This is a genomic window from Acinetobacter sp. ANC 4178, assembly GCF_004331175.1.
Taxonomy (GTDB): domain Bacteria; phylum Pseudomonadota; class Gammaproteobacteria; order Pseudomonadales; family Moraxellaceae; genus Acinetobacter.
In genome coordinates, this window is record NZ_SJOD01000004.1 from 189,775 (window position 1) to 209,893 (window position 20,119).

Here is a 20,119-nt window from a genome sequence, read left to right on the forward strand (position 1 = left end):
CGCCGTTCGGCTGTTCAGGCTTTAATTTATTATTACTAAAAAACTTAGCAACAATAAAACTTGAGATGTGCTAGGCACAGTCTTTACGACTTTGCTACGCCTTTTTTTCACCTTAAAAAAACTAAAAGGCTTTTATATCTCTTTTATATACAACAAGAATTTATTTTATAACGGTAAAACTATGCCAGATTTAGTTCTCTCATTTCGTGCTTTAAGTGTGCTTCATACATCAAGAGTTCTTTTTAATAAATACGGTTTTCATAATATTCGGGTAGACCGCATTATTCAGTCTGCAAAAATCCCTAAAGCTACATTTTATAATTACTTTCACTCAAAAGAACGTCTTATTGAAATGAGTTTAACCTTTCAAACAGATGGTCTTAAACATGAAGTTATTTCAATAATCTACGTTGATAAAGAACTATCGATAGTTGAAAAACTTCGCAAAATTTACTTTTTACATGCCAATGTAGAAGGGCTTTACAATTTACCATTTAAAGCGATTTTTGAAATTTCTAAAACATATCCAAAAGCGTATCAGCTTGTAATTGACTACCGAAACTGGCTGATGAATGAAATCTATAATTTTCTTTTAACTACGAATTCGAGTGCTTTAAAACAAGATGCACACATGTTTTTGTTTGTGATAGACGGGGCAATGGTTCAGCTTTTAGACCCGAACAAACCAGATGAGCGGGAGAGCTTACTTGAGTATTTTTTGATGGGGTTGGGGTGAGGATTTAGTAAGTTTTCGAAAAGCTTAAGCGCCGTTATAAGCATTATATAAAAAGCCAAGTTACAGCATGAGTCAAATAACACCTCTTATTGGCTCATTTAGTGAGCTAAATATGTGCTACACCTTAAAGGTGGTGGGCGTAATACTCGCTACGGTGGTTTTTTACTTTATTGCGGCGGATGATTAGATATATCCAAATCAAAGGATGAATAATGCTCATTCAAGTCCATTTATATAAAAGGCTAAGTTCTCCCAGCAAAGAAATAGATGCCGTTTAGATAAAATTTTCAATCAAATAATCTTATTGTTGATATTTCTAGTCACATAGTCTATTTTTATTATATGAACTATTCTTCTTTACCCAAAAGACCACGTGGTCGACCAACCAAACACGGTTGTAACTATGCAGACACTAAAGAAGTGTTAATCCGCCGAGGTATCGAGTTACTGACCGAACGCGGAATGAATGCTATGAGCTTGGACGATCTCATGAAATCAGTCCAAGTTCCTAAGGGGTCTTTCTACCATTATTTTGCTAATAAAGAGGCTTTTATTTTAGAAGTCTTAGATGCTTATGAGCTTTATTTTGTGAAGCGATTGAATAAGTTTTTAAGTCAAACTGATCTTTCCCCATTAGAAAGGCTGCAAAATTTTGTAAAAGATGCGGGTGAAAAACTGCAAAAATATGATTTTAAACGAGGTTGTATTTTAGGTAACTTAGGACAAGAAGTTTCGTATTTGCCACCAGAGATTATTGCCCGAATCGAAAGTATCTTTAAGGTATGGGAGAAATTAGTTTCTGATTGCCTACATCAGTCAAATTCACAATATAGCCTAGCTGATTGTGATGAGGCTGCCTATCAGTTTTGGATTGGGTGGGAAGGTGCAGTTCTAAGAGCACGTTTGGTCAAATCAACAAGTCCTTTAGATGCATTTTATCGCTTGTTTGCTATTTGTGCAGGGCAGCTCAGCCATATTAAAAATTAATTAAAAAATAAATGCAGATGGCTGCATTTATTTTTTAATTAATTCTAGACAATTAGTCTAATTAAATAGAGAGGAAGTTCTATGTATAAAGGTATCGTAATTACTAAAGATGATGCAGGTTACACATCAAAAATTACAGAGATTGCATCAAAGCCTTTACAAGAAGGAGAGGTTAGAGTCAAAGTCAAATATTCAACACTAAATTATAAAGATGCCTTAGCCATTACTGGACGCTCTCCAGTAGTTCGTAGTTTTCCATTAACTCCAGGCATCGACTTTTCAGGTGTTGTGATTGAATCAAAACATCCAGCATGGAAAGAAGGAGATGAAGTTCTACTGAATGGTTGGGGAGTAGGTGAAAAGTATTCTGGAGGGCTAGCCGAGCAAGTCACTGTTTCTGGTGATTGGCTCATACAAAAACCTTCTGTTTTTTCTTTTAAAGATACGATGGTTATTGGTACAGCAGGTTATACCGCAATGTTGTGTGTCATGGCTTTACAAAAACATGGTATTAAACCAAGTGATGGAAAGATTTTAGTAACAGGTGCAAATGGTGGAGTGGGTAGTATTGCCATTATTATTTTGAATCATCTTGGTTATGAGATTACAGCTTCAACTGGTCGACCTCAAGAGTCAGAATATTTAACCTATCTCGGTGCGAGTGAAATTATTGATCGTATTGAATTATCTTCACCAGGAAAGCCGTTAAACAAAGAAGTTTGGGCTGGCGTGATTGATACTGTTGGAAGCCATACTTTAGCCAATGCATGTGCTAGTACAAAATATCGTGGTGCGGTCGCTGCGTGTGGTTTGGCAGGTGGAATGGATTTTCCAGCGACAGTTGCTCCATTTATTCTAAGAGGGATTACCTTATATGGAGTTGATAGTGTGATGGCACCAATCGAGTTAAGAAAAGAAGCTTGGGAACGTTTAGCTACAGAATTAGATCAAACAAAATTAGAAACAGTAACGACTGAAATTCAGTTAACAGATGCTTTAAATATTTCCAATGAAATTTTAGATGGAAAAATTCGAGGTAGAGTTGTTGTACAGCTATAATTCGACAAAATGCGTTGTTTAGTAAATTTTTATAGAGCTTTGGAGAGTTATTTTACTCGCGGTTATATGTACATCAGTCAAAGGGTTTTGATATAAAGAATCTTATCTTCATTCACGTACTCGGCATCATGAATCTGGAAATTTTATTCATAATGCTGAGTTGTAGTAATAACTACAAACGAAGGAATCGCCATAACTGACAAAGCTTTGTTAAAAACAAAAACCATTACAGACAATAATTTTTTCAAGAATAAGGGTAGTGAGGTTGCTACCCTTATTGATTTGTCTAAATCAAGGGGAGTACTGCTACTTTAATCTTTTCAAAACAAACATGGCATAAATTTTGAAAATATTAAGCTATCTACTTCAATCAATAGGAACAATTCTAATTTCCATGACCGTTGAAGCTCAAGAACTAGAACTTAATAAAAAGGTCACAATTTCAGCTAAAATTATAAAAGATCATATACTTACATTGGTCGCTCAATGAGTAAACTAGGTGGCAGTCCACCACTAATTAAAAGGTGTCTACAAAATCGGTGGCTATTCAATATAGTGTTTTACTATTTGGTATAAAATATTATGCTGTGGCTAGGTTTTGATAGCTACGATTTCTGTTTGGCTTTTTGGCGTAAGACATACAAATATAAGCTTTCTACTTTTTCACGTGCCCATGGTGTGGTACGTAAAAATCGCAATGATGATTTAACACTTGGGTCTATGCAAAAACATCTAATTTCAATTTTACGACTTAAGCCCTCAAAGCCACCGTAGTAATCCAATAATTCATCCAAAATGTCAGCAAGTTTTTTGCCGTGTAAAGGGTCATTGGAGGTGTTCATAATAGATCAACCATATTTTGGGAGGCCATTATTATAACCTGAGCTAGTTAGAAAATGAGAGCGTTGGAATTTAAACGTAATTAACATAGAAAATTACAGCTTATCTTCTTATTTACAACAGTGCTGATCCATAAACTACAGAATCATATAGATAGACAAGCACAGCAAAGTTATAGCTTTAATCGCTGGCCATAATTTCAAATTTCCGCAACCTATAATATGCGGGTAATGCATTCACATTTCGGCATAACGAATATTATGTTACTTAAGGTACTCGGCATCATGAATATAATTTTGTAGATTCATGATGCCGAGCTGTAGCAACAACTGCGTTGTGAAGGCTACAGTCTTGGATACGTTATTTAACATAATATATATTATACGAAATCAATATAATCTGACTATACAAAGTATGGAGCTGTACGATCTTGTTTGAACAAGATCGCCGTACATCATATTTTATGATTTAAGAAAGCTTTGTATCTCAAGCAGCACTTCATCTGTTTTCTCAGCATGCAACCAATGTCCAGCATTCAAAACCTCTTTTATTTCAGCAATTGGAAACTGTCTCTGAATTGCCTCAAAATGCTCTGGTTTATGAATGTATGGAGATAGCCCACCACGTAAGAATAATACTGGCTGTGTATAAGGCTCTATCTCTTGCCAAGATAATATCTCTGCATAATGCGCAAAAATAGCATTTAAATTAAAACGCCATTTGCCTTGCGTAAATGATTTCAATAAAAATTGAATCACCATATCTTCTCGAATAAATTCCTTCATTATTTCAGTAGCTTGCAATCTAGATGATGGTGCAGCGTCCTGTACAGCAAATAATGCTTTAAAAATTTGTTCGTGATGATTTTCTTGATAAGCAAATGGCGTAATATCTAACACAATTAGGCATACCAGACGATTTTCAGCCTTCTCCGCCACTTTCATACTTATTTTTCCGCCCATAGAGTGTCCAATGAGGGAAAATTTTTGAATCTGTAGATGATCCAAAGTTTCTAGTACATCCTGCGCCATCAAATCATAGTTCATCTGTTCACTATGCTCAGATAACCCATGATTACGTACATCTAGCTGTATTACTGCACGTTGATCAAAAGCCCGTGCCAGCATACCAAGGTTACTCAAACTGCCGAATAACCCATGAATGAGTACAACAGGCTCTAATTCGCTTGGGTTTACTGGTTTCTGTATTTGATGATTAAGGATCATAGTGTTTCTATCAGGTATTTTTATATATAGTGGCTTTTTAGTTTTTAAGAATCAATAAATTTGCTTAGGCTATTTATAAAAATAGCAAAAATCAAAGATAATAGTGATGTATTATCCTGATTTTTTTGCATTTATTTCATTTTTATATGCTAGATTTGAAAAAATTAAATGGAATTTTCAAATAACTAATCCCGTTTTCCTCAGGTTGAGGGAATTGTCCAGCCTGCATATTGATTTGTATGGCAGGTAAAATCAATTTAGGCATGGCTAAAGTTGTATCACGTTGATTTCGCATCTGAACAAAAGCTTCTTTTTTAATGCTTTCATTGATATGAATATTATACTTTTTTTGTTCAGCAATACTGGTTTCATAAACAAAGTGATCACGATGTTCAGGTAAATAGTCGTGGCACAAGAACACTCGCATGTTGCTATCTAAGGCAAACAGCTTTTGCACTGAATCAAATAACGTCGCTGCGCTACCTTTAGGAAAATCACAGCGTGCTGTACCGTAATCAGGCATAAATAGCGTGTCACCGACGAATACAGCATCGCCAATCACGTAGCTTAGACACGCTGGCGTATGTCCTGGTGTTGGAATGTTATAAGCGTCAATTTCACCAATTTTGAAATGTTCGCCATCTTTAAATAAATAATCAAATGACCGTGTCACATTAAAATATTTAGGTGCAAGGTTGTAAATTTCGCTAAAAGTTTCCTGCACAATCGCAATCTTCTCACTAATTGCGACCACTCCCCCCACCTTCTGTTTTAAATACTGGGAAGCTGTTAGATGGTCAGCATGGACGTGTGTTTCCAAAATCCAAATTATGCTTAGGCTATTTTGCTGAATATAATCAATCATCTCATCCGCCAAAGTTGTCTTTGTTGTTGCAGATGCAGCATCATAATTCAGCACACTATCGATAATGGCAGATTGGTGACTATTCGGGTCTGTAACCACATAGCTAAAAGTATTGGTTTCTTTATCAAAAAAAGCCTTAACGATTGGTTTTATCAACACGATTTCGCTCCCATCGTTTTATTAAATATAATCATACCTATTGCCATAGCAGTAATAAAATATAGCGTTTGATAATGTCCTAAACCAATCAAGGTAAGACTTGGTGCGGGACAAATACCTGCTAAGCCCCAACCCATACCAAAAATTGCGCTCCCTAGAATTAATCTTGAATCAATCTGTGTATTCTTAGGCATTACAATTGGTTCTTTAAAAACCGTTTTTGGGGCTTGTTGTTTAGAGAGTATCTGAAAAGGAATAAATGCCACCGCAATTGCACCCATCATCACAAATGCCAGACTAGCATCCCAAGTGCCAAAAACATCCAAAAAATTCAGTACTTTTTCTGGATTAGACATTCCTGAAAACATTAAACCAATGGCAAATAGACCACCAAAAATAAAGGCAAATATATTTTTCATGCTCATGCTCCCAAAATATGACGCATTACAAACACAGTCACGGCGCCAGCAAGCATAAAGGTTGCTGTTGCTATGAGTGATCGTTTTGATAAACGACTAATCCCACAAATGCCATGACCACTGGTACATCCAGAGCCGAGTCGCGTACCAAAACCCACCAATAAACCCGCTAAAATCATGATTAACGGTGAGCTATCAATTTGAATGTGTGGTTGTGTAAATGCCCCATAAGCAAATGGCACGATAATTAATCCCAATAAGAACCAAACTGCTGGTGTGCTCAATAAGGTTTTGGGACTAAGGACTTGTGAAATCAGGCCGCTAATACCTGCAATACGACCATTGACCCACAAATAACCCACGGCGGATACACCCAGCAGTGTCCCACCGATAAAAGCGGTTAGATAGTCATGCATTTTCTGCGTTCCACTTAAAACAATATATGTTTTCATAATATGTTTATTTGTAATTTATTCAAGAGCAATTTTGTATAAATTTCACGCAAACCCACCTTGCGAATTCAGTTAAGACCTTATCAACAAATCATTTAGGCAGTTCTTCTAATACTGGATTCAGTTTTAACGTTTCAGCTTGCTCAATTTCAGCAATAAATGCTGCATTCTCCCCATTTGAAGAATTATCAAAAAAATAAGTACGATCTGTTGCATCAACAGCCTGCATTAACAAATCCATGCTTCTGTAATAACGTTCACGAATTTTGTGTTCAGGAACGCCATGCCCTCCCTGACTAACTCTGTATTGCACCCGCGCAATATTAATATCAGGATCGACCGTAGATACAAAGTACAAATAAGTCCGATAACCTTGTTGTTTCGCTAGTTGTAGAAATTCGACTTTAGAAATGTGTGACATGACCGTTTCAAAGGTAAAACTGATCTTCAAACACAAAAACTCTAACCGAATATAATCAATAATACGTGCGCACAGATAAGAGTCGATTGCTTCAGGCTGAAACTGAATACATTGTGCTGAGAGCAATATCGGTTCATGTGGTAATACAGCAATCAACCCAGTAGAAGATGGTCGTTGTTTTTCTTTTAAAAATTCGATTAATGGTGCTGCAAATAAAGCTGGATGATAAGTATTAAGATTGAGTTGTGCACTTGATTTTAATTCAGCTTCAAGCTCATCTGCATTGAAATAAGCATCGATATGTTGGGGCAATAAATAATCTTTGACAGTACTTTTCCCAGAACCATTGGACCAGCAAACATACGGATTCTAGGTTGAGGCATAACTTATACAGTTACCTCATGCTTTTTTCGCTTTAATGTCTTTGGTAATTGACCCATTGGTATATAGGCCTGCGAAACATCTTTCAGCACAACCTCATGACCATCAATGTTGCGTTGTAGCATTTGATGATCTTTGACATACACCACTTGAGACACGGCGCATGCATGTTGAAATGCATGTCGAAATGCATGAGTGGCAAGTTTAGGAATCATTTCGTCATCATACCGACTGACTCTCATTATTGGATACGACATGAGTTACGTACTCCATCCCTCTATCATGTTTGACTTTATATTAACATATTTCATTGAACTGTCTATTTATCACCCATCAATCAATATTGCTAAAAATGAATACTTTCCAAATTATCTTCAATAACATTTAGCCAAGCTCGAGTCGCTGGGGTCATAGTAACAGTGCTATTCCATGCCATCTTTAAATTCCAATTAATATTTGGCTCTGTAAGTAATGAAATATGAAACTCTTCACCATTCAGCCGTTCACAATAAGCTTGTGGCAATAATGCAATCCCAACATTTGACTCGACCAACTTTGCTATAAAGTCCCATTGGCTACTCCGACAAGCCACTTTCGGTTCGAAACCCACCGACTGTGCCGCCTGTATAATCACATTGTTTAAAGTAAAGGTATTGGCATACAGCAAAAAGGATTCTTCCTTGAGTTCAATCAGTTTAATTTCTGATTTTTTGCGCCAATGTGAGTTTTTCTTTGCCAATAGGCAAATCGGAGAGTTAATAATTTCAAAGCCACTCAGCAAAGGTTTTAGCTCTCCCATGATTACCCCAGCATCAACCTCTTTACGGAAAATCGCCTCTTCGATGCCCGTAGCCCCAACTTCCAAAAAGTTCAGCTCAATATGCGGATATTGACTATGAAACTTAGCAATTACGGTACTTAGCATCATGGCTGCCAAAGGTGGTAGACCAATCGTCAGCTTACCTTTTTTCAATCCTCTGACTTGTGTCACCGTATCAAAAATACGTTGCTGTTCGTTCAAAATAATTAATGCATGTTCATACACTTGCTGCCCCACATAGGTCAAAGCCACCCCGCGTTTTCGTCCTGCTGCCCCTTTATGCAACAGCGCGACTCCGAGTTGCTCTTCTAGTCCGCGCATTGCCTTACTAATGGTCGGTTGGGTTAAATTCAACTGTTCAGCTGCTAAGGTAAAACTCTGCGTCTCAACAAGAGTGACAAAAACTTGCAGACTTTTAATATCCATAACAAATATTCCATATCTACATAATTATTTTTTTATTATTCATAATTCATGCAACAGGTCAATTTTAAAATACTCTCATGTTGTTTAAACCTGTTTGTATCATGTCCTCTCCCTCGACTTCAAAAATGACTCATTCTCTCAAAGTCATCGTTCAACTTTTATTTTTAATTGGACTTTGGGGGATCAGTTCCTTTATTCAGCAATTCTTTCGTCTTCCACTTTCCGCGGGCGTGATTGGACTCATTCTGCTTCTATTTGCCCTGATGTCAGGAGTGATGAAATTAGTGTGGATTAAATTAGGAGCAGATTTTATTCTTGCCGAATTGGTGTTGATGTTTATTCCCTGCGTCGTGGGCCTAGTCAAATATAAACAACTCTTTCTCACACAAGGCTGGCAGCTCATTCTTGCGGTTGTAATTGGTACCATCTGCGTTATGGTGATGACCGCATACAGTGTTCATTTTGGTTTTAAGTTAGAACATAAACTTCAGCAAAAAAACAATCATCATAAAGCTAAATTGGAAGCACATTTATGAACTTCACGGCGCTAGTCTGTTTCATTGCTACTATTATCGGCTACATCTTGGCGAAAAAACTCTATCGTCGATATCCCTATATGCTGCTGTCCCCTGCCATGCTGGTTCCTTTTGTGCTGATTTTAATCTTGTTGGGTTTCCATATCTCCTATGACACCTATATGGCCGATAACCACTGGATTGTCTGGATGCTTGGACCCGCAACCATCGCCTTTGCTATCCCTATCTATGAATATCGTCAATTGATTCGCGACCATCTGTTTTCGATTGCTCTGGGGATTGTCATTGGAATGAGTGCTGGTGTAATCAGTGCCTTTTATTTGGCAAAACTGTTTCATTTTGATAGCCAAACCACCTACAGCCTGATGTCACGCTCGATTTCTACCCCCTTTGCGATGGAACTCACCACGCATATTGGCGGTTCAGTTGAACTGGTGATTTTATTTACCATGATTACCGGGATTGCAGGCGTGTTGTTAGGTGATACTGTTTTACTATTATTAAAACTCAACTCCGTATTTGCACAAGGTGCTTCGCTAGGCAATGCAGCACACGGCTTCGGTACCAGTAAAGCCTTTATGCGTCATCATGAGGAAGGTGTGATTGCTTCCCTAACTATGGTTTTAGCAGGTGTATTTATGGTGATCCTCGGTCCGAGCCTAATTCATCTGATCTTACGTTGCTTAGGCTAATGAGTTGGTTAAAAAACTTAAAATAAGGTCGTCATTGGTAAATAATTCAGACCGATCACAAATATCAATAAGCAAACCGTTTCACTTAACTCAATACTCGCACCAATGGTATCTCCTGTAATGCCTCCTAGACGTTGCAGGAACTTAGCACGCAAATAAAAGAATGTTAGTACCCATGCCAGTCCTGTAAGTAAGCCTATACCGTAAAAATACAAGACTACACTCAAACTGAGTGCAATCACGCCATATACACGGCGCTTAGGCAAATGCGCTGCAATACTCGACCCTAATCCATTGGAACGGACATAGGGTGTGCTCACAAATAAAGCCAAAGGTGAAATTCGTGCAAGTAATGGAAACAGTAATAAAGCCAGTGCTGCTTTCTGCTCTAGCAATACATACAAGGCAGCCCATTTTAATACACAGACAACAATTAAACTGAGAACCCCAATAGGTCCACAACTCGGGTCTTTCATAATCCGAAGTGTGCGCTCCTTATCTCCAAAACCTCCGACCCATGCATCGGCAGTATCCGCCAAACCATCGAGATGTAAGCCACCCGTCAACCAAATCCAAAGCACCAGAATTAAACTTGAGAGTAGAACTGTAGGTAATCCAGACAACAACAGCGCCACGACATATAAGATCAGCCCTATAATTAGACCCACCAAGGGATAAAATAAAATCGAGTTTGCATTCTGCTTAGCCGTCGGCATCTCTTTAAGTTGAATTCGTAACGTAGTCAAGAACTGTAAAGCAATCAGAAATGGAGTCATGTTAACTCCTTTAAAGCCAGCATCTGTGTAGCCGCGTCCCAACGAAAAGAATTGAGTTGCCCCAATTCAGCCGACATTTTCAACACATCATCCAAGGGTTGCTGTAACACCATACATTTTAACAGTTTGATTACACCGCCATGTGTGACCACCAATGCAGATTGCCAACCATTGAGTTGCATCTGCTGCTGTATGTCCGTTATTGCTGTACTTACTCGGAGATGAAATTGCTGCATAGTTTCCGCATTGGGAAGTGTGGTCTGCGTTGGTTTTTGCCAGAAGTCTGCCAAAGTTTCAGGAAATTGTTCATATAGCTGTTGTATCGACTGTCCTTCCCAATCGCCAAAATGCATTTCTTGCAGGTTTTTATCTAAAATAAGCGGTATATCCTGCTCTTTTACAAAGTGTTGCGCGAACATAGAACAACGCTGCAAGGGTGAGGAAAAGACTACATCCCATTGCTGAGGCAGAGTTTGAGATTGACCTATACTGCTAAGCATCTGTTGCCACCCCTTAGCTGTCAAAGCATCATCCAGTGAACCGCGCAGCGTATGACTCAGTTCACTTTCGCCATGTCGTAGTAGATCAATCTTTAAGTGCATAGCAGATTTCCTAAATTTTCTCACCAATCACAGCGGCTTCTGCAAATGTCGCCATTTGATTATGTAAATGACATGCCAATTTAATAATCCCAAGTGCTGCACCTGCACCACTGGCTTCACCCAAGCGTAAATTTAACTTTAAAATTGGCTCTGCGTTTAACTCTTTCAACAAACGTTGATGCCCATATTCGGCAGACTGATGTCCAAACAGCATCCATTCACGTACCGCTGGGTTCAGTTGGACTGCAATCAGTGCCGCAGCCGTACTAATAAAGCCATCCACCACCATTGGTAAACCTAATTGCGCACAACGGATATATGCACCGACCATCGCAGCAATTTCTAAACCACCAACGGCGCATAAGGCTTTGAAAGCATCTTGTTGAACATACTCACGGTGTAATGCTACTGCACGGTCGATCACTTGTTTTTTATGTGCTAATTGCTCTGCACGAATGCCTGTGCCAACTCCTGTAAGTTGTTCTGCCGCCTCATTGAGTAACATACAAGCCAAAGCAGAAGCCGAACAGGTATTGCCAATGCCCATTTCACCCGCAACATAGATAGAAGCTTTTTCCTTTACGGCACGTTCGACACTTTGCTTACCCAAATTCATGGCTGCAATACACTGTGCTTCCGTCATTGCAGGCTGTTTGGCAAAATTGGCTGTGCCTGGAGCAATACAATGGGTTTCTACGTGTGGATATTGATAGGCTTCTCCCACCGTACCGCAGTCAATCACTTGTAAGGTTGCAGCATATTCTTTGGCAATGACACTAATACAGGCACCACCCGTGGTGAAATTGAGCAACATTTGACGGGTCACCGCTTGAGGATAAGCCGAAATATTCTCTTCCATCACCCCATGATCGCCAGCAAAAATACTAATCCACGGCGCTTGAATATCGGGTTGATCATTATTCTGTAAACTCGCCAATACAATTGCGATACGCTCTAACTCAGACAAAGAGCCCGTAGGCTTGGTGAGTTGTAATTGGCGCGCTTCTGCACGTTGTTTTGCTGCATCATTCGGTTGTTGACACGCCTCTAACCACCAACTCATGATTTGTCTCCTTTTAATTGCATTGATAATCCCGCTACACAAAACTGTACCTTATCGGCAAGCTGAGCCAGTTGTTGATGCAGTCGCCCAGATTCATCCACAAACTTACGGCTTAACTCTCCCATAGGCACAACGCCTAAACCTGTTTCATTACTTACAAGAATAATTGTGGAAGATAAGGTCGGTAAAACGTCGAGTAATTTTTGCATCTGATGTGCCAATAAGTTTTGATCATCCGCCAGTAACAAATTGGTCATCCATAAAGTCAGACAATCTACCAAAATCAGTTGTTCTGGCGCATCTATACGCTGCAAACAATCGGCCAAATACAGCGGCTCTTCGCTGAGTTGCCAATGTGATGGGCGTTGCAATTGATGATGTTGAATCCGTTGCTGCATTTCAGCATCTAAAGCCTGAGCGGTTGCCACATAGTGAACCTGAAGCCCCGAATCTTGTGCAATCTGTTCAGCCAAACGACTTTTACCTGAACGAGCACCCCCTAATATGAGTTGCAACATACGTCACCTAATGAAATGTTCTGTAGAGTATGTAAAGGACCTTGTAAGACTTGGGCCTGATAATAACCAAACTTGATCTGGTCAATGTCAATTTCAAACTGCTGAGCAGGAAATGCAGCCATTTTGTCTAAAATACTTTGGCTGGGATACGCAGCGTTATATAGACCCACAGTGATATGCGGGCAATAGCTTAATGCCGCAACTTCATCACTAAACTGAGCACAGTGCGCTCTGATTTGCTCTAAAGCTGAGTTAGTATCAATAACCTGTAGATATAAAGCACTACTGAAACTGTTCAGGCCACCTATTTGAAGTTTAAATTTTTCTGGTCGGCTTAACTTCAACTGCGCATATTGTTGTTGGAACTGCTGTTGCGTGCAGTCATCATCAAAAATTGCTTGATCTTGTGCTAAAAAACCGCAAATAAACAGTGTGATATGAAACTGACGTGTATTGGGAAATAATAAATATTCAGAGAAATAATCTTGAACTTGATTAAGATACAAAATCAAGTCTGGATTTTGAATTTCAATATACCACAGTGCATAGTGCTCCCGACCATGATGCCATTCTGGATAATCACGGTGAATCGTGGGAACAACATGATGAATGTGATCTAAAAACACGTTTAATATCACTTTAAACTGCAAAGTGATATTAAAACACGTTCTTTGCCAGACTCATGCAAGGCAAAGTTTATAAATATTCAACTTGTGCTGAAAATGATTCAAATTATGCACAAACAGCAGATGTATCACTTGAATGAATTGAAATCCGTTTAGGATCAAACTGATCGGGATGCTGAAGTAGATCAGCTAAACCACGCTTTAATTGCATCAGTAATGCTTGTTGCTGCGGAATGCTAAGTAACATCTTTTCTACTTCATTTTGCATCGTGCTCATCACATCATCTATAGCTATCTGCTCATGCAAAATGGCATAGCCATAACCCAATACTGCACCCGCAATCAATTGGTCATATGCTTGTCCATTTACAATGAGCTGCTGTACAGAAGATAGAACTCGTTCACTAGACTCCAGCTTGCGTAAGGGATCACGTGCTACCCGCGAACAAGGGTCTTTAAAGGCAAATTTACAAGAGTCGATAAAACTCTGCGTTAAACGATTCAAATCCGCTTCCCGATGCGGTAGTTGCAGCAATAAACCTTGCTTAACTTGTGCTAAGAGTTGCTGACTAAACTGCTGTAGCTGTACATCCCCCATGGCGATACCGATCGTCTCATGCCCCAATAGGCTGGCATACCACGCCATCATGGCATGGGTTCCGTTCCACAAACGGTTCTTAATCAACTGAATCTCGGAAATATCATCGACCAGAACCATTTGTCGCATTTTACTCAGTAAAGGACTTTGGTTTTCCACATAAATTGGCATATCCAACTCTGCATGAAACAGGATTAAATCCATACTCTGTAAAATATGGCTCGGTTGGAAATTACGGCGCAAATCTTCAATATACACAGCGGCTTGATGCTCTTGGGTCGAATCCAACTGAATACTTTCATCTAAATCAGCATTTTCATTTTCGACTTCTTCCTGAAACTGTTTAAAAATGTTGTATTTAATTTTGAGTTGACGATATAGATTTTTCTGGTTCAGTTTCGACACCATACGGTTGACTACGGTATCGCAAAAATAATGTTGTTGTAGAATCTGCTCGGTAATGGCCACACTGGTTAAGTCATTTAAGGCTTGGCGTAAATAATCAAGAAAAAGTTGTTTCGCATTCACCTTATTCAGAATAATCAAAACTGTCAGAGGTTCTGTTGCTTGTCCTGATTGATGTGTATGTCGTTCATATAGACCTTTGGCAATCATCTTCACTTCATGTACTAAGGCATTTTCAGGTAAACACACAGCAATCAAACTAGATTCAACATACATGTCCGTCATTTGTGCTTCATCATCTGCATCAATCACAGTCATATTTTGAATTGACTCATCATAGGAGATCTGTCCATAGCGAATGCAGTAACCACCAAAAGCGTTTACCGCCTCACGAAACAGAGCATTACGTGTCGATGCCACAATACGTTTAGGGCGCGTGTAGCCATCCCAATGCGACAATATTTGCGCCAAATAACCACCACCTATAGCCCCAAAGCCATGAATACCCACAGTGAGCTGATTTAAAGTTTGAGGAAAAGATTCTTGTAATTGGGGTAAATCTTGTTTGGCAATATAACCATCTAAATCTTCCAGATAGTCATACATATTTTCGTAATAGTAATTGGCTTTGTCACGCATATTGGCATTTGCTGGCTTAATATCTTTGAATAAAACGGTAATTCCTTTAGCTTCAAATGCTGAAGTCACGCCATTTTCCGAATCTTCAAACATTAAGCATTGGTCAGCGTTTAAGTTGAGCTTTTCAGCAGCGGTCAAAAAAATCTCTGGATGGGGTTTACCCTTTTCAACTTCATCGCCACAGACCACCACATCAAAGAATTTATATACATTGGCATTAATCAAATATTCTTCTGCAATGGCACGACGACTAGAAGTCGCTACCGCCATACGTAAACCTGACTTTCTTAAACGCTCTAGAACCTGAACAAGCCCCTTTTTAATTGGAACACCATAGCTACGTACAGACTCTAATTCCAATTCATCTGCACGTTTACGAATTGCGGCATAAGGAATATCTGCTCCATAGGTTTCCTGTGCCAATTCATGTGCTGTTGTGGCACTTAAGCCTAAACATGCCATTAAGTACGCATTGGAAAAAGACTGACCGATAAGTTCTTGAGATGCCTGTTTCAATGTTTGAAACCGAAGACGCTCAGTATCAAACATTGTTCCATCCATATCAAAAATAGCACCCAAAACAACATGTTCATGAAATTTCAGCATTTATGTTCCTCAAGTTATTGTTATGTACAGCCGTTAGCCTAATCAAATAAATAACAGTTGAGCAAAAATGACACGATATGAAATAATTTTGATTAAAAAACACGCATAAAAACCTAAATCCCCCTCATTCATGTTTTATTTTTTTAATGCTTGGTAAGTTTATGTAATAAAAAAATCACTTTGGCTTTTTCCTCCATCCAATTGAAGACAATAAAAAACCTACCCAAAATATTGAGTAGGTCAAATGGTTACAACGACTACATCTAAAATTAATTTTTCATTAAAAAAGTTAACTCATAATCATCATGGGTGATTTTAACTCTAATTCCGCGATAGCTGCGCTTATCTGGATCTAATGCCGAATTAATTACTTCATCTGCAAACTTTTGATCAGCCATAAATTTTGCATATAGTTTATATCCAATGCGAATTTTCTTAATTTTTTTGCCTTTTGCTTCGTACTTATCGATGGTCTGGTCTAAAAATTCTAAATTCAAGTCACTCACGTATTTCTCCTCTATTGTTCTACTCTATGCCTTGCTTACTTGTACCTGAATTCAATACAAATAACCAGTCATAAAGCGTCCAGCAAAAGATAGTACTGCATGAGATTGAATATTTTAGTGGCTAATGAAATAGCCGAGATCGTGAGCAACTATTGAAAATTAAAAGGCGGGGCAACACACTGATAAATGCTGCTTCGTACTTAGAATGGTTATTCATCCTTAGCCGAACCATACTGTCTTTATTGTTGTTCTGTTCGACACCACAATGAACATCATTTGCACTGCAACACAAGCGATAAAGCACTTCACAAGGTCTGAGTAGAGACCTCACCTCAACAGAAACAATCGCCCATAAAAAAACCCAGTCTAGGAAGACTGGGCTATAAACTTTGAATCTTTTCTCGTTGGTAGCGGGAGCTGGATTTGAACCAACGACCTTCGGGTTATGAGCCCGACGAGCTACCAGACTGCTCCATCCCGCATCAACGAGTTGACTTTATACGCCTTAATGCGTAATAAAGCAAACTTTATTTTAAATAAATAACGCATTCATTCATAATTAACTATGTTTGCATTAAAACAGTTGAGTTTTACCTATAAATTAGGCAATAAAAAAGCCCGCTTAATGCGAGCTTTTTTTCATCAAAACAATCAAGTCAAACTTAGATTGCTGTGATGCCACTAGCTTGAGCACCCTTTTTCCCTGCAGTAACAGTGAATTGTACTCGTTGGCCTTCTTGTAAAGTTTTAAAACCATTGGTTTGGATTTCGCTGAAATGTGCAAACACATCTTCACCATTGTCAGCAGCAATGAAGCCAAAGCCTTTAGTTTCGTTAAACCACTTTACAGTACCAGTAGTTAAATTAGACATAAGATATTTCCTATAAAATTAAGCTGAGAATAGAAAATAATTTATTTAACATAAACCTCTAATACAATGAAGGATGGAAATCAACAACACAATAAAATCAGTAAACACAATAAAATTATTCTTCTAGTGCGCATAAATATATACGTTTTATCGACGAAATGATAGCAGATTTAACTCTTTAACTTGTAAAGCTTGTTCTGCAAGGTATAAAACGATCTACCATCAATATTTAGAGCGCATTTTTCACCAGACTCAAACTCAATCTGTTTGCCCACTTCGACCCAGCTTACGCCAAATAAATTATTTTGTTTTCGCTTCAGAGGGATAATTTTTACCCGTATTTCATCGCCATTTATGGCTCTTGCTGTTGTCCAGCCATTTAAAAAATTCAACTTAATTACTCATATATTGAGCCTTTGCAAACAAAAAGTATTTCATAAATAAGACCATTCGGGAGTTTGGAGTTTATTCTATAAAGCGGCAATGCGCCTATGAACTTATAATATTTACATCAGCAAAGCATGTAGAATGGATATCAAAACGTATCCAACTTTGAACTTACATACTACGCGATCTCGGCATGGTAAGCAAACTGTACAAAAAAAGCCCATCTAATGATGGGCTTTTGTCAACTTAAGCCTTGGTTCCTTTACAAACAATATCTGCTATTTTTCCAGCAGGCTCATTAAAAATGTAGATCAGGTTAGGATCTGTGACACAGACCGAAGCTTGAAATAAATCTCGAACGAACAACCAAATGTTGAATTCTTTTACTTCAACTGAATTTGATCTATTTGAATTAGTTTGCGCGTACTGCTGAGCAGCCTGAGTAAAGATCGCGCTCCAATTTCTTCCGAATTTTTTCAAATCAGCCGTAGAAGTTCCTCTTAAATCAATAATCTGATCGATCTGAGAAGAATTAGGATTGTATACGGCGATAAAAGGACCCGTTGAATAGAGCAACTTAGGATTAAGCTTAACTAATTCACTTTCCGCAAGATTGTAGTCATATACGTTTAAAATTAACTCGCAATCATCAGTATTTTGCGACAAATTTGTGGTTACAGGAACTTTAGTCACAACCTGATGCTCAATAGCCACGCCTTGATTGGATTCAACATCTTGAGCCGTTTCTAATTGCACAAAGCCCTCACACAGTGCTTTGTTAAATTTTTCTGCATTCACACCTTTATTAAAAAAGATCACGGCAGAAGGTCGGGTGCTATGCGCAACTGGAGTTAAGTCGGCCAATGATATGGTGAATTGGCGAGTCATCACATCTGAGTCATGAATCGGTGCAACAGGTACCATAGCAGATGGTGGTGGTGGCGCTGTTATAGGTGCGACAGAACACCCCCATAACGGTAAAAGACTCATGCATAGCGTTGCTATAATCCGACATTTACCCATCTTAGTTCATCCCTGTTCGCTGCATATTAAGGTCGCGCATATTATCATTCTGACTTTCTCGAAACAAATCAGTTGATTAAATAGCACAAACTCAAATTCGAGAATGACTGTATGTACATTTCGCAAAATGAGACACGTCAATCATGAGCTAGCAACACTTCAAAAATAAACTTAAATTTATTCGGTGAAATATCGTGATTATTCATCAACCACATCTGCAAATACTGCACCTAACACTTCACTCAGGTCTTGTGGCGCTAACCCAATATCTAAGCCACGTTTACCGCCACTCACATAAATCTTTGCCAAAGTTTGAGCACTTTGATCAATCACAGTTTTGAGTCTTTTCTTTTGCCCAACGGGACTAATTCCTCCAACCAAATAACCAGTCAAGCGCTCAGCATCTTTAGGATCTGCCATATGCAATTTTTTTGCTCCAACCGCAGCCGCTACCTTTTTTAAGTTTAGTAAATGATGTACTGGTAAAATTGCAACGTAATAGGTCTTATCGTCCGTGACTAAGAGTGTTTTAAACACTTCCTCTACTTGCAAATTTAGCTTTTCTGCCGCCTCTAAACCAAAACTTTTCGCATTGGCATCATGCTCATATTCATGGATAGAGAAATCAATTTTTTTGCTTTTTAGTAATTTGCAGGCTGGCGTCATCTTGCTTCTACTCTTGGAATAAACTGAATAATTATAGGCACTTCATAATGAAAATGTGAATTCAACTTAGGCTATTTTGTTTTAAAAGTCACATGACTTGAATTCAACTTACCGAAATGAGTACAATTCAACCAAAATACGATACTTAAAAAAAGCCAATGCCATCTATTTATCAGCTTAAACCTGCTTTTCAGAATTTATTGCGGCCTATCGTTCGCCGCTTATATCGACATGGCATTACGGCAAATCAGGTGACTTTATTTGCAATGTTAATTTCATTGCTTATAGCGGCTTGGTTAGGTTTTATTTTTAGTCATTCAACATCAGCAAATGCATTTTATTTCCTTCTTATTCCCCTTTGGATGCTCATTCGCATGGCCTTTAATGCAATTGATGGCATGTTGGCACGTGAATTTAAACAACAATCTAAATTGGGTGCTTATCTGAATGAATTGTGTGATGTGATTTCTGATACGGCGCTTTATCTTTGCTTTATCATTTTAAGCTGTATATCTGCACCCTTATTGTTAGGCGTCGTATTCTTAGCCATTCTCAGCGAATATGCAGGTGTCATGGCTCCCGTGATTGGGCAAGAACGCCGTTATGATGGCCCCATGGGAAAAAGTGACCGAGCTTTCTGGTTTAGTCTTTTGGCCATCTTCTATACACTCAGCCAATATTTTTCAGAACATGTGACATTTAAACTACAACAATTAATGAGTAATGGCTTATTAGCCGTCATAGCACTTTTACTCATGATCACAATCTATAACCGCATACGTCATGCAATTCAAAGTACTTCACATTAATTCA

The 20,119-nt window shown here is 38.5% G+C and carries 24 protein-coding genes, 1 tRNA gene and 1 pseudogene; 6 read left to right on the forward strand and 20 right to left on the reverse strand.

Features of this window, described 5'->3' with window-relative positions:
* Positions 1 to 181 precede the first annotated feature (181 nt).
* The 3 genes from E0H87_RS10120 (at position 182) to E0H87_RS10130 (ending at position 2,782) form a co-directional block, all read left to right on the forward strand.
* The gene (locus tag E0H87_RS10120) at positions 182 to 736 is read left to right on the forward strand and encodes a TetR/AcrR family transcriptional regulator (protein WP_205677751.1); all 555 of its coding nucleotides are present in this window, start codon (positions 182 to 184) and stop codon (positions 734 to 736) included.
* 342 nt (positions 737 to 1,078) lie between these two features.
* Positions 1,079 to 1,723 carry a TetR/AcrR family transcriptional regulator gene (locus E0H87_RS10125; RefSeq protein WP_131323485.1) on the forward strand — a complete coding sequence of 215 codons (645 nt, stop codon included), beginning with the start codon at positions 1,079 to 1,081 and terminating at the stop codon, positions 1,721 to 1,723.
* An 81-nt stretch (positions 1,724 to 1,804) separates the two neighbouring features.
* The gene (locus E0H87_RS10130; RefSeq protein ID WP_131323486.1) at positions 1,805 to 2,782 is read left to right on the forward strand and encodes an MDR family oxidoreductase; all 978 of its coding nucleotides are present in this window, start codon (positions 1,805 to 1,807) and stop codon (positions 2,780 to 2,782) included.
* 605 nt (positions 2,783 to 3,387) lie between these two features.
* Here E0H87_RS10130 and E0H87_RS10135 read toward each other — a convergent pair.
* The 8 genes and pseudogenes from E0H87_RS10135 to E0H87_RS10170 all read right to left on the reverse strand — a co-directional run bounded on the left by E0H87_RS10135 (position 3,388) and on the right by E0H87_RS10170 (position 8,791).
* Positions 3,388 to 3,624: a VF530 family DNA-binding protein gene (locus tag E0H87_RS10135; RefSeq protein ID WP_074947644.1), complete on the reverse strand. Its 237-nt coding sequence runs from the start codon at positions 3,622 to 3,624 to the stop codon at positions 3,388 to 3,390.
* A 459-nt stretch (positions 3,625 to 4,083) separates the two neighbouring features.
* Entirely contained in the window at positions 4,084 to 4,848 is a 765-nt protein-coding gene (locus tag E0H87_RS10140; protein WP_131323487.1) for an alpha/beta fold hydrolase, read from the reverse strand.
* A 142-nt stretch (positions 4,849 to 4,990) separates the two neighbouring features.
* The gene (locus E0H87_RS10145; protein WP_131323650.1) at positions 4,991 to 5,869 is read right to left on the reverse strand and encodes an MBL fold metallo-hydrolase; all 879 of its coding nucleotides are present in this window, start codon (positions 5,867 to 5,869) and stop codon (positions 4,991 to 4,993) included.
* The gene (locus E0H87_RS10150) at positions 5,866 to 6,291 is read right to left on the reverse strand and encodes a YeeE/YedE family protein (RefSeq protein WP_131323488.1); all 426 of its coding nucleotides are present in this window, start codon (positions 6,289 to 6,291) and stop codon (positions 5,866 to 5,868) included. The genes E0H87_RS10145 and E0H87_RS10150 overlap by 4 nt, the downstream gene beginning before the upstream one ends.
* A 2-nt stretch (positions 6,292 to 6,293) precedes the next feature.
* Complete coding sequence (locus E0H87_RS10155) at positions 6,294 to 6,707, reverse strand: YeeE/YedE family protein (protein ID WP_131323651.1); 414 nt, start codon at positions 6,705 to 6,707, stop codon at positions 6,294 to 6,296.
* Positions 6,708 to 6,834: 127 nt separating this feature from the next.
* Positions 6,835 to 7,547 (reverse strand): annotated as a pseudogene (locus E0H87_RS10160) (zeta toxin).
* A 3-nt stretch (positions 7,548 to 7,550) separates the two neighbouring features.
* A complete protein-coding gene (locus E0H87_RS10165) occupies positions 7,551 to 7,802 on the reverse strand; it encodes a hypothetical protein (protein ID WP_131323490.1) in 252 nt (83 codons plus the stop codon).
* An 89-nt stretch (positions 7,803 to 7,891) separates the two neighbouring features.
* Positions 7,892 to 8,791: a LysR family transcriptional regulator gene (locus tag E0H87_RS10170; RefSeq protein ID WP_131323491.1), complete on the reverse strand. Its 900-nt coding sequence runs from the start codon at positions 8,789 to 8,791 to the stop codon at positions 7,892 to 7,894.
* A gap of 125 nt (positions 8,792 to 8,916) precedes the next feature.
* On the opposite strand from E0H87_RS10170, the gene E0H87_RS10175 reads away from it, so the two are divergent.
* Together E0H87_RS10175 and E0H87_RS10180 are read left to right on the forward strand one after the other, a co-directional pair.
* Complete coding sequence (locus E0H87_RS10175; RefSeq protein WP_227547350.1) at positions 8,917 to 9,327, forward strand: CidA/LrgA family protein; 411 nt, start codon at positions 8,917 to 8,919, stop codon at positions 9,325 to 9,327.
* On the forward strand, positions 9,324 to 10,019 hold the full coding sequence (locus E0H87_RS10180) for an LrgB family protein (RefSeq protein WP_131323493.1): 696 nt from the start codon (positions 9,324 to 9,326) through the stop codon (positions 10,017 to 10,019). The genes E0H87_RS10175 and E0H87_RS10180 overlap by 4 nt, the downstream gene beginning before the upstream one ends.
* 17 nt (positions 10,020 to 10,036) lie before the next feature.
* Here the strand turns inward: E0H87_RS10180 and E0H87_RS10185 are convergent, their stop codons facing one another.
* The 12 genes from E0H87_RS10185 to ybaK all read right to left on the reverse strand — a co-directional run bounded on the left by E0H87_RS10185 (position 10,037) and on the right by ybaK (position 19,306).
* A complete protein-coding gene (locus E0H87_RS10185) occupies positions 10,037 to 10,795 on the reverse strand; it encodes an adenosylcobinamide-GDP ribazoletransferase (protein WP_131323494.1) in 759 nt (252 codons plus the stop codon).
* A complete protein-coding gene (locus tag E0H87_RS10190; protein ID WP_131323495.1) occupies positions 10,792 to 11,397 on the reverse strand; it encodes a histidine phosphatase family protein in 606 nt (201 codons plus the stop codon). The genes E0H87_RS10185 and E0H87_RS10190 overlap by 4 nt, the downstream gene beginning before the upstream one ends.
* Positions 11,398 to 11,407: 10 nt before the next feature.
* A complete protein-coding gene (cobT, locus tag E0H87_RS10195) occupies positions 11,408 to 12,460 on the reverse strand; it encodes a nicotinate-nucleotide--dimethylbenzimidazole phosphoribosyltransferase (RefSeq protein WP_131323496.1) in 1,053 nt (350 codons plus the stop codon).
* Positions 12,457 to 12,978, reverse strand: coding sequence for a bifunctional adenosylcobinamide kinase/adenosylcobinamide-phosphate guanylyltransferase (cobU, locus tag E0H87_RS10200; protein ID WP_131323497.1), 522 nt, complete (start codon positions 12,976 to 12,978; stop codon positions 12,457 to 12,459). Before cobU ends, cobT begins: the two co-directional genes overlap by 4 nt.
* The gene (locus tag E0H87_RS10205) at positions 12,960 to 13,604 is read right to left on the reverse strand and encodes a 2'-5' RNA ligase family protein (RefSeq protein WP_227547351.1); all 645 of its coding nucleotides are present in this window, start codon (positions 13,602 to 13,604) and stop codon (positions 12,960 to 12,962) included. The genes cobU and E0H87_RS10205 overlap by 19 nt, the downstream gene beginning before the upstream one ends.
* Before the next feature lie 106 nt (positions 13,605 to 13,710).
* A complete protein-coding gene (gene mtlD / locus E0H87_RS10210) occupies positions 13,711 to 15,852 on the reverse strand; it encodes a bifunctional mannitol-1-phosphate dehydrogenase/phosphatase (protein ID WP_131323498.1) in 2,142 nt (713 codons plus the stop codon).
* A gap of 269 nt (positions 15,853 to 16,121) precedes the next feature.
* Positions 16,122 to 16,358 carry a hypothetical protein gene (locus tag E0H87_RS10215; protein WP_131323499.1) on the reverse strand — a complete coding sequence of 79 codons (237 nt, stop codon included), beginning with the start codon at positions 16,356 to 16,358 and terminating at the stop codon, positions 16,122 to 16,124.
* A gap of 405 nt (positions 16,359 to 16,763) precedes the next feature.
* Positions 16,764 to 16,840 (reverse strand) — tRNA-Met (locus tag E0H87_RS10220).
* A 180-nt stretch (positions 16,841 to 17,020) separates the two neighbouring features.
* Positions 17,021 to 17,230, reverse strand: a complete 210-nt coding sequence (locus tag E0H87_RS10225; RefSeq protein ID WP_016167826.1) for a cold-shock protein — start codon at positions 17,228 to 17,230, stop codon at positions 17,021 to 17,023.
* Positions 17,231 to 17,400: 170 nt separating this feature from the next.
* Entirely contained in the window at positions 17,401 to 17,622 is a 222-nt protein-coding gene (locus tag E0H87_RS10230; RefSeq protein ID WP_131323500.1) for a transposase, read from the reverse strand.
* A gap of 241 nt (positions 17,623 to 17,863) precedes the next feature.
* Positions 17,864 to 18,607 carry a hypothetical protein gene (locus E0H87_RS10235; RefSeq protein ID WP_131323501.1) on the reverse strand — a complete coding sequence of 248 codons (744 nt, stop codon included), beginning with the start codon at positions 18,605 to 18,607 and terminating at the stop codon, positions 17,864 to 17,866.
* A gap of 231 nt (positions 18,608 to 18,838) precedes the next feature.
* A complete protein-coding gene (gene ybaK, locus E0H87_RS10240) occupies positions 18,839 to 19,306 on the reverse strand; it encodes a Cys-tRNA(Pro) deacylase (RefSeq protein ID WP_131323502.1) in 468 nt (155 codons plus the stop codon).
* Positions 19,307 to 19,464: 158 nt separating this feature from the next.
* On the opposite strand from ybaK, the gene E0H87_RS10245 reads away from it, so the two are divergent.
* Positions 19,465 to 20,115, forward strand: a complete 651-nt coding sequence (locus E0H87_RS10245; RefSeq protein WP_131323503.1) for a CDP-alcohol phosphatidyltransferase family protein — start codon at positions 19,465 to 19,467, stop codon at positions 20,113 to 20,115.
* Positions 20,116 to 20,119 lie beyond the last annotated feature (4 nt).

Excerpts from the sequence above, each read along its gene's own strand:
- E0H87_RS10165 (WP_131323490.1), bottom strand. The coding sequence starts at position 7,802 with ATGTCGTATCCAATAATGAGAGTCAGTCGGTATGATGACGAAATGATT.
- E0H87_RS10180 (WP_131323493.1), top strand. The coding sequence starts at position 9,324 with ATGAACTTCACGGCGCTAGTCTGTTTCATTGCTACTATTATCGGCTAC.
- ybaK (WP_131323502.1), bottom strand. The coding sequence starts at position 19,306 with ATGACGCCAGCCTGCAAATTACTAAAAAGCAAAAAAATTGATTTCTCT.
- E0H87_RS10155 (WP_131323651.1), bottom strand. The coding sequence starts at position 6,707 with ATGCATGACTATCTAACCGCTTTTATCGGTGGGACACTGCTGGGTGTA.
- E0H87_RS10235 (WP_131323501.1), bottom strand. The coding sequence starts at position 18,607 with ATGAGTCTTTTACCGTTATGGGGGTGTTCTGTCGCACCTATAACAGCG.
- E0H87_RS10125 (WP_131323485.1), top strand. The coding sequence starts at position 1,079 with ATGAACTATTCTTCTTTACCCAAAAGACCACGTGGTCGACCAACCAAA.
- E0H87_RS10140 (WP_131323487.1), bottom strand. The coding sequence starts at position 4,848 with ATGATCCTTAATCATCAAATACAGAAACCAGTAAACCCAAGCGAATTA.
- E0H87_RS10225 (WP_016167826.1), bottom strand. The coding sequence starts at position 17,230 with ATGTCTAATTTAACTACTGGTACTGTAAAGTGGTTTAACGAAACTAAA.
- cobU (WP_131323497.1), bottom strand. The coding sequence starts at position 12,978 with ATGTTGCAACTCATATTAGGGGGTGCTCGTTCAGGTAAAAGTCGTTTG.
- cobT (WP_131323496.1), bottom strand. The coding sequence starts at position 12,460 with ATGAGTTGGTGGTTAGAGGCGTGTCAACAACCGAATGATGCAGCAAAA.
- E0H87_RS10120 (WP_205677751.1), top strand. The coding sequence starts at position 182 with ATGCCAGATTTAGTTCTCTCATTTCGTGCTTTAAGTGTGCTTCATACA.
- mtlD (WP_131323498.1), bottom strand. The coding sequence starts at position 15,852 with ATGCTGAAATTTCATGAACATGTTGTTTTGGGTGCTATTTTTGATATG.
- E0H87_RS10135 (WP_074947644.1), bottom strand. The coding sequence starts at position 3,624 with ATGAACACCTCCAATGACCCTTTACACGGCAAAAAACTTGCTGACATT.
- E0H87_RS10150 (WP_131323488.1), bottom strand. The coding sequence starts at position 6,291 with ATGAAAAATATATTTGCCTTTATTTTTGGTGGTCTATTTGCCATTGGT.
- E0H87_RS10190 (WP_131323495.1), bottom strand. The coding sequence starts at position 11,397 with ATGCACTTAAAGATTGATCTACTACGACATGGCGAAAGTGAACTGAGT.
- E0H87_RS10175 (WP_227547350.1), top strand. The coding sequence starts at position 8,917 with ATGACTCATTCTCTCAAAGTCATCGTTCAACTTTTATTTTTAATTGGA.
- E0H87_RS10185 (WP_131323494.1), bottom strand. The coding sequence starts at position 10,795 with ATGACTCCATTTCTGATTGCTTTACAGTTCTTGACTACGTTACGAATT.
- E0H87_RS10170 (WP_131323491.1), bottom strand. The coding sequence starts at position 8,791 with ATGGATATTAAAAGTCTGCAAGTTTTTGTCACTCTTGTTGAGACGCAG.
- E0H87_RS10245 (WP_131323503.1), top strand. The coding sequence starts at position 19,465 with ATGCCATCTATTTATCAGCTTAAACCTGCTTTTCAGAATTTATTGCGG.
- E0H87_RS10130 (WP_131323486.1), top strand. The coding sequence starts at position 1,805 with ATGTATAAAGGTATCGTAATTACTAAAGATGATGCAGGTTACACATCA.